This is a genomic window from Paenibacillus sp. PAMC 26794, from assembly GCF_000316035.1.
GTDB lineage: Bacteria > Bacillota > Bacilli > Paenibacillales > Paenibacillaceae > Paenibacillus.
This window is the reverse complement of the sequence record NZ_ANHX01000027.1, coordinates 48,360-55,037: the sequence shown is the minus strand read 5'-3', so window position 1 is coordinate 55,037 and position 6,678 is coordinate 48,360. Positions and strand designations below refer to the sequence as shown.

8 protein-coding genes are annotated in these 6,678 nt (G+C 43.7%); 6 read left to right on the top strand and 2 right to left on the bottom strand.

Annotation, left to right across the window (positions count from 1 at the left end; genetic code table 11):
* Positions 1-290: 290 nt before the first annotated feature.
* The 3 genes from D829_RS34045 (at position 291) to D829_RS0114080 (ending at position 1,628) form a co-directional block, all read left to right on the top strand.
* The gene (locus D829_RS34045; protein ID WP_017689547.1) at positions 291-563 is read left to right on the top strand and encodes a hypothetical protein; all 273 of its coding nucleotides are present in this window, start codon (positions 291-293) and stop codon (positions 561-563) included.
* A gap of 156 nt (positions 564-719) precedes the next feature.
* Complete coding sequence (locus D829_RS0114085; RefSeq protein ID WP_017689546.1) at positions 720-1,067, top strand: SHOCT domain-containing protein; 348 nt, start codon at positions 720-722, stop codon at positions 1,065-1,067.
* 258 nt (positions 1,068-1,325) lie between these two features.
* Positions 1,326-1,628 carry a DUF1805 domain-containing protein gene (locus D829_RS0114080; protein WP_017689545.1) on the top strand — a complete coding sequence of 101 codons (303 nt, stop codon included), beginning with the start codon at positions 1,326-1,328 and terminating at the stop codon, positions 1,626-1,628.
* A gap of 107 nt (positions 1,629-1,735) precedes the next feature.
* On the opposite strand, the gene mtnA is transcribed toward D829_RS0114080, so the two are convergent.
* Positions 1,736-2,809 (bottom strand): S-methyl-5-thioribose-1-phosphate isomerase, encoded by a 1,074-nt coding sequence (gene mtnA / locus D829_RS0114075; RefSeq protein WP_017689544.1) that lies wholly within the window; start codon positions 2,807-2,809, stop codon positions 1,736-1,738.
* A 23-nt stretch (positions 2,810-2,832) separates the two neighbouring features.
* Positions 2,833-4,050, bottom strand: a complete 1,218-nt coding sequence (mtnK, locus tag D829_RS0114070; protein ID WP_017689543.1) for an S-methyl-5-thioribose kinase — start codon at positions 4,048-4,050, stop codon at positions 2,833-2,835.
* 297 nt (positions 4,051-4,347) lie between these two features.
* Between mtnK and D829_RS0114065 the strand changes: the two genes are divergently transcribed.
* The 3 genes from D829_RS0114065 (at position 4,348) to sufC (ending at position 6,668) form a co-directional block, all read left to right on the top strand.
* Positions 4,348-4,809: a Dps family protein gene (locus tag D829_RS0114065; protein WP_017689542.1), complete on the top strand. Its 462-nt coding sequence runs from the start codon at positions 4,348-4,350 to the stop codon at positions 4,807-4,809.
* A gap of 125 nt (positions 4,810-4,934) precedes the next feature.
* On the top strand, positions 4,935-5,510 hold the full coding sequence (locus D829_RS0114060) for a DUF1802 family protein (protein WP_017689541.1): 576 nt from the start codon (positions 4,935-4,937) through the stop codon (positions 5,508-5,510).
* Between the two features lie 375 nt (positions 5,511-5,885).
* Entirely contained in the window at positions 5,886-6,668 is a 783-nt protein-coding gene (gene sufC, locus D829_RS0114055) for a Fe-S cluster assembly ATPase SufC (RefSeq protein WP_017689540.1), read from the top strand.
* The last annotated feature ends 10 nt before the right edge of the window (positions 6,669-6,678 follow it).

The following is a 6,678-nucleotide window of genomic DNA, read 5'->3' as shown; positions in this document are numbered from 1 at the left end:
AAGACTTAGAGTAATATACACAGATTATAATTTAAAGTACGACCTTGATGAACTTATAGACGCTCAAAAATATTAATGATTATTATGAGAGCTGCCTCATTTCTGAGGTGGCTTTTTATATTCCCATGAAATCATAGTTCTACTATCTAAGTTTGCGAGGGGAATTACCAACATTGTTTTTGAACTGTAAGTACCTACATTTTCTCAAACACGGCAGGTGTCCACACGACAATACAGAATGAGGCATACAATTATCGTGACCTGTGGAAGAGGAGGTGGATCGGGAAATTATGGTGACGATGGAGCCTATTGTAGTTGGAGAGCATGTATTGGTTGGGGTAGAAGTCAAGCTGCCCAAAACAACGTTGTTGACCACTAACACATCAAAAGGATATATCATGTGCGGAGCAACTACCGTATCCCATTTTGGATTAGAGTACGAAACGTACTGGTATACGTCATGGACCCATATGGGACAAGCTTTCATTAGTTTTCATAAGTGTTTGAAAGGACTTGAAAAAAGCTCGAAAAGTTCATTTGTGATTCAATTTTGTGACGTTTGAGAAGTGGGGCAAGCTGTTGTCTGGTATGGATTTATAGTGTGGACTAATCTCTTTTTGTTGTTCTTTCCTCCTTTCCTATTCCTCCCATCTAATTCCCTAGACCCACTCCTTTAGGCATGGTATAATCGTTCCATAATTAGGAAGCGAGGTCTACATATGAGCAATATGAAAAAATGGTTATGGGCGATTATATTTATTTTAGGAGTTCTATCCTCATCTCAATTAGGAAATGATAACCCACTAACGAAACTCTTGTATCTTGTTGCATTTATACTTTTAATAATAAGCTTGTACAAGACATATAAAGTAGATAAAAATCAAGAAAAATTAGAACATGCAGCAGGTAATGTGAGAGTATTAACTATGGAATTAGACAAATTAGATAAAATGTTTGCAGCGAATATTATTAATGAAGAAGAGTATGAGTTAAAAAGAGATAGTCTTAAGAAGCAATATTCAAGTTCAGTCGATACATACATAAATGATAAAGACTGGCGTGCCTAGAGTATAGATCATAATAGTAGAAAATGACCGGATTATGATTATTAAAAAATTGTATCTGAGCTGCCTCATTTCTGAGGTGACTTTTTATATTCCAACTAAGCATATTTCTACTATCTAAGTCTGCGAAGAGAATTAGCAACAATACATTTAAGCTGTAAGTACCTACATTTTCTCAAACCCGGCAGGTGTCCACACGACAATACAGAATGAGGCATACAATTATCGTGACCTGTGGAAGAGGAGGTGGATCGGGAAATTATGGTGACGATGGAGCCTATTGTAGTTGGAGAGCATGTATTGGTTGGGGTAGAAGTCAAGCTACCGAAAACAACGTTGTTGACCATCAACACATCCAAAGGATATATCATGTGCGGAGCACTCGACGTGGGATTACTTAATGAGAAGCTTGGGGATCGCAAAATTATTGCGGCTCGGGCGGTTGGTGTGCGTACACTGGAGCAATTGTTGCATGCACCTATGGAGTCGGTGACAACAGAAGCCGAGGCCATGGGCATTACGGTTGGCATGACGGGTGTAGAGGCTTTGTTGAAAATGATCTAATTACTAACAAAAGGGCTCCCATATGGGAAGCCCTTATTTAGCGTCGTAATGCAGAGCCAGGCACATCGTAGCTCCCACCTCTATACACACGAACGCTTCTCATTAAATTAAGCTTCTTCCTTTGCGAACAAGGCAGCCAGATTTTCTTGGAAAGGTGCGCGAACAACGCCTTTCTCCGTGATAATAGCTGTTACATATTCGTTAGGCGTTACGTCAAATGCTGGATTGTATACTTTAACACCTTGCGGTGCTGTACGTTTACCAAATCCTTCGGTCACTTCCTCCGCAGCACGTTCCTCAATCGGAATAAGATCTCCGGATGGAGTAGATAAGTCGATAGTCGACAATGGGCTTGCTACATAGAACGGAATATTGTGTGCTTTGGCAAGCACGGCTACGCTGTAGGTTCCGATTTTGTTAGCTACGTCACCATTCGCTGCAACACGATCCGTTCCGACGATAACGGCTTGAATCCAGCCTTTGGACATCACCATGCCTGCCATGTTATCACAGAGCAGCGTAACGTCAATGCCGGCTTGCTGTAACTCAAATGCAGTCAGGCGTGCACCCTGAAGTACGGGACGAGTCTCGTCTGCAAATACCTTCAGGTGAATGCCACGTTCCTGTGCGAGATACATTGGAGCAGTTGCCGTACCATATTTCGCAGTAGCCAGTCCACCTGCATTACAGTGAGTGAGTACACCCATACCATCTTCGAACAAAGGCAGTGCATTCTCGCCGATCATGCGGCACACTTCTTCATCTTCCTTCTGGATCAACAGAGCTTCCACTTCAAGAGCATCATTGCCCTCATCTAGGCTCAGGCCGGATTCAACGACCACATTTGCTCTTTGCATCATGCGATCCAGTGCCCAGAACAGGTTCACCGCTGTTGGACGGGAAGTAGCCAGATGAGCACATATGGATTTTACGTGGTCCAACCAACCTTGAATGGTCGTTCCGTCATATGACTTCGCACCCAGTACGACACCAAATGCAGCAGCAATGCCAATCGCTGGAGCACCGCGTACTTTCATGGAGTGGATGGATTCCCATACTTCCTCGGGTGTGTACAACTTCAGCATGAGGATCGTTTCGGGCAGCAGACGCTGGTCAAGCATTTCAAGCTTGTCCTTTTTCCAGATGAGAGAGGACAGAGGCTGATATTTAGGGGTTGTCATGGGTGGTTCCTCCGTTCCTTATGTTAAACCTTAGTAGTAGTAACAGCTGTAGATACAATATCCAGTACTTCACCGATGGTATTCAAGCGACGATTGTTCTTGATCAATGCTTTACCAATGGCCAATGATTTACGCTGAGCATGTTCACGTTCAGTCGCATTTGGAATGGTATCTATATCCGCCACGTGAGCAAGTCCCACGATACGACGAACCATTTTGGCACCTGCAAAGCCAATGGAATCTCTGAACAATTGTTGCACATATAGATCCTGATACCCTGGCGTTTTTGCCATCGGATCAACGAGGTCATTAACCCAGAGGGCACGGAAACGAGATTCGAATTCAGTCCATACATCACGAACCATATTCAGCAAAAGCGTTTCACGCTCCTGCAAAGCAGTCTCATCCTGAATCCATCCTGGCAGGGATGCGTAATTCAAGAGCAGGTTCGCAAGGACTGCACCAACATCGAATCCCATGGGTCCGTAATATGCAAATTCGGGATCGATGACTTTGGTCGATTCAGGTGTAACAAAAATACTGCCTGTATGCAGATCTCCATGAAGCAGTGCCTGCCCAAGTGTCAGGAATTTTTCCCGTAGTAATGCCACTTCAAGGTGAAGCTCTCCATCTGTGCGAAGGGCTTCAGCCTCATCTTCAATGGAAGCATCATAATTATTTTTCTCAGCGATCCGGTAGGGTTCATCAAAGATCAGATCCTCCGTTATTTTGCATTGGTCCGGATTAATGAATCTGCCCTGTTGTTCCTTCTTCAATTGCTGATCCATGCCCAAGTCGGATGTGAAGAACAGCGTTCTTGCCATGAATTCCCCAATATGTTGTGCAAAAAGAGGATAAGAAACACCTTCGATCAGGCCTTTGCGCATGATCACATGATCACTCAGATCTTCCATAACCGTTAGCGCGAGGTCATCATCGTAATGATACACTTCGGGTACCATCCCTGGACACAAACGATACTCTTCCTGAAGAATTTCACGTTCAATTCGGGCACGTACCAGAGAGAGCGGCCATGATTCTCCAACCACTTTCGCATAAGGAAGCGCCTGTTTGATAATGATACTTTTATCGGAGTTCTGATCCGTGATGTGGAAAACCAAATTCAGATTGCCGTCGCCGATCTCGTGACAATCCAGATTTGCATCTGCCGCAAATGGACCCGGTAATGTTTTGGCCAGTTCAATTGCATCCTGGGGGGTAAACGGGCGATATTGGGACAAAGGTGCCACCTCCATATATATGAAGAAACAGGAAAACCCACTTCTTTGCTTGGTATATGTCAGTATATCGGAAATAGCCCGGTTTTTGAACTTTTTTTTGAGACAAGTCAAGTCGATCCTGATTCGAACTTCCGATTCAAGGGTAAAAACAAATAGGCCAGACGGTTGAGAGAACCGCCGTTAACAAGCCTCTCCACTACATGTGGTGACACATTATTAACTCTCTGTTATGCATTGTGGGACAACCTGCTTATCATGGCATGACAGACTAATTTTAAATAAAAGGATGGGATTAATATGGCTACAAAAAACAAAACAGATCAAGCAAAATCGGTGGAACAAGTACTTAATCGTCAGGTAGCTAACCTGAACGTATTGTATGTTAAAATCCATAACTATCACTGGTACGTTAAAGGACCTAACTTCTTCACGTTGCATGTGAAATTCGAAGAGTTCTACAACGAAGTTACAGTACAAATGGATGAAATCGCAGAGCGTATCCTTACGCTGAAAGGTAGCCCAGCGGCTACAATGAAAGAGTATCTGGAGCTTTCCTCTATCCAGGAAGCAGCAGGCGGAGAAGACGCAAAAACAATGGTGCAAAACCTGATCGAGGACTTCGCTACACTTTCGAATGAATATCAGGAAGGTATCGAAGTTGCAGATGCAGCTGAAGATCAACCAACATCCGATATGCTGACAGGCTTTAAGGCTGACCTGGAGAAACACATGTGGATGCTTCGCTCTTTCCTAGGTTAATATAGCCAAGATTTTGCCTAATACAAGTGGGTCTCTTGCGTAAGCTTTCTGATCCCCGATCATGTTGTCAGAAACGCCCTAAGCGTCTATACTGCTGACAAGAACGATTGGGGAGGGGACCGCTTATGTTAGAACCAACGATACCGGCTTTAAAAGAATGGGCTTCTGCAATCAAAGCACTGGAAACGGGTCGCCAGATTATGGTGATGCGCAAAGGTGGGATTGTAGAGGAAACCCGACATTTTGAGCTGAAAAGTCCGGCGTTTTATCTGTATCCGACTTATGAACATCAGCGTAAAGAACTGATTAAGTCCTCGGATCAATCCTATGTTGAAGAATCACTGGCCGAATGGGTGCCTGAAGCTTCGACAATCCGTATTACTGCATATGCCGAAGTAACGCAGGATCTGGAGATACGAGATCAGGAGATGCTGGATCGACTTCTTGACTTTCATATGTGGACAGCGGATTTTGCCGAAGACCGTTTGAAATGGAAACGGAAAGATCCGCTCCATGTATTGATTTTACGTGTGTACCTTTTGAAAGAACCGATGGAAATCCCCGTACTGCCTGAATATAACGGTTGTCGTTCATGGATTTCTATTCCGAATGGTCCGGTGCCGCGCGAAATGACGCCGGTGGTGGATGTTGCGGATTTTGACGAACAGGTACAGAAGATTAACGAGATGCTCAAATTGTAAATGGTAACGTTATTAACAGAGGGACTTGTCCATAATATGGATAAGTCCTTTTTTAAATTAGTGTATAGAAGATGACATAAAAGCTTGAATTGCTGTGATTTTTCTCACTGTGCATTTGTGCGTAAGATGTTTTCTGATTTGATTCAATTCGTCTTTTACTATAGAATCAGAAAGAATAAGGTTTCATGCAAGGGACAGGGTTCTTAGGAAATGACTTGATTATCATTGAGAATCAGTTTAGAATTATTCTAAAGTGTTCTTGCTTTAAGAATCGAGTCCAGGAGAAATTCAGGGGAAGCCCTGTTCAGATATAATAGGCGCTTTTTCGTTTTCGACAACTAACATCAATTTAATCAATGGAGGGAAACAATACACATGGCTACGAATTTCGTCATTGAAGGTCTGAAAGCGACGATCGAAGGTAAGGAAATCCTGAAAGGCATCAACCTGGAAATGAAAGGTGGAGAAATCCACGCAATCATGGGTCCGAACGGAACAGGTAAATCCACTCTGGCTTCTGCATTGATGGGTCACCCGAAATATGAAGTAACAGACGGTACAATTACACTTGATGGTGAAGATGTATTGGATATGGCTGTAGATGAGCGCGCACGTGCAGGTCTCTTCCTGGCTATGCAATACCCAAGTGAAATTGCAGGTGTTACAAACTCCGACTTCTTGCGTAGTGCAATTAACGCACGTCGTGGCGAAGGTAACGAGATTTCTCTGATCAAGTTCATTCGTCAAATGGAAGGTAAAATGAAAGAACTCGACATGAACCCTGAGTTCGCTCATCGTTACCTGAATGAAGGTTTCTCCGGTGGTGAGAAAAAACGTAACGAGATTCTGCAAATGATGCTGCTTGATCCGAAAATCGTAGTACTTGATGAAATTGACTCCGGTCTGGACATCGATGCTCTGAAAATCGTGGCTGACGGTGTGAACGCTATGAAGAGCGAAGATCGTGGCTTCCTGATCATCACTCACTACCAACGTCTGTTGAACTACATTACGCCTGACTATGTTCACGTAATGATGCAAGGTCGTATCGTGAAATCCGGCGGACCTGAATTGGCTCACCGTCTGGAAGCGGAAGGGTATGACTGGGTAAAGGCAGAGCTGGGAATTACAGACGAAACTGTAGGCCAAGAAGCGTAAAGACAAAACG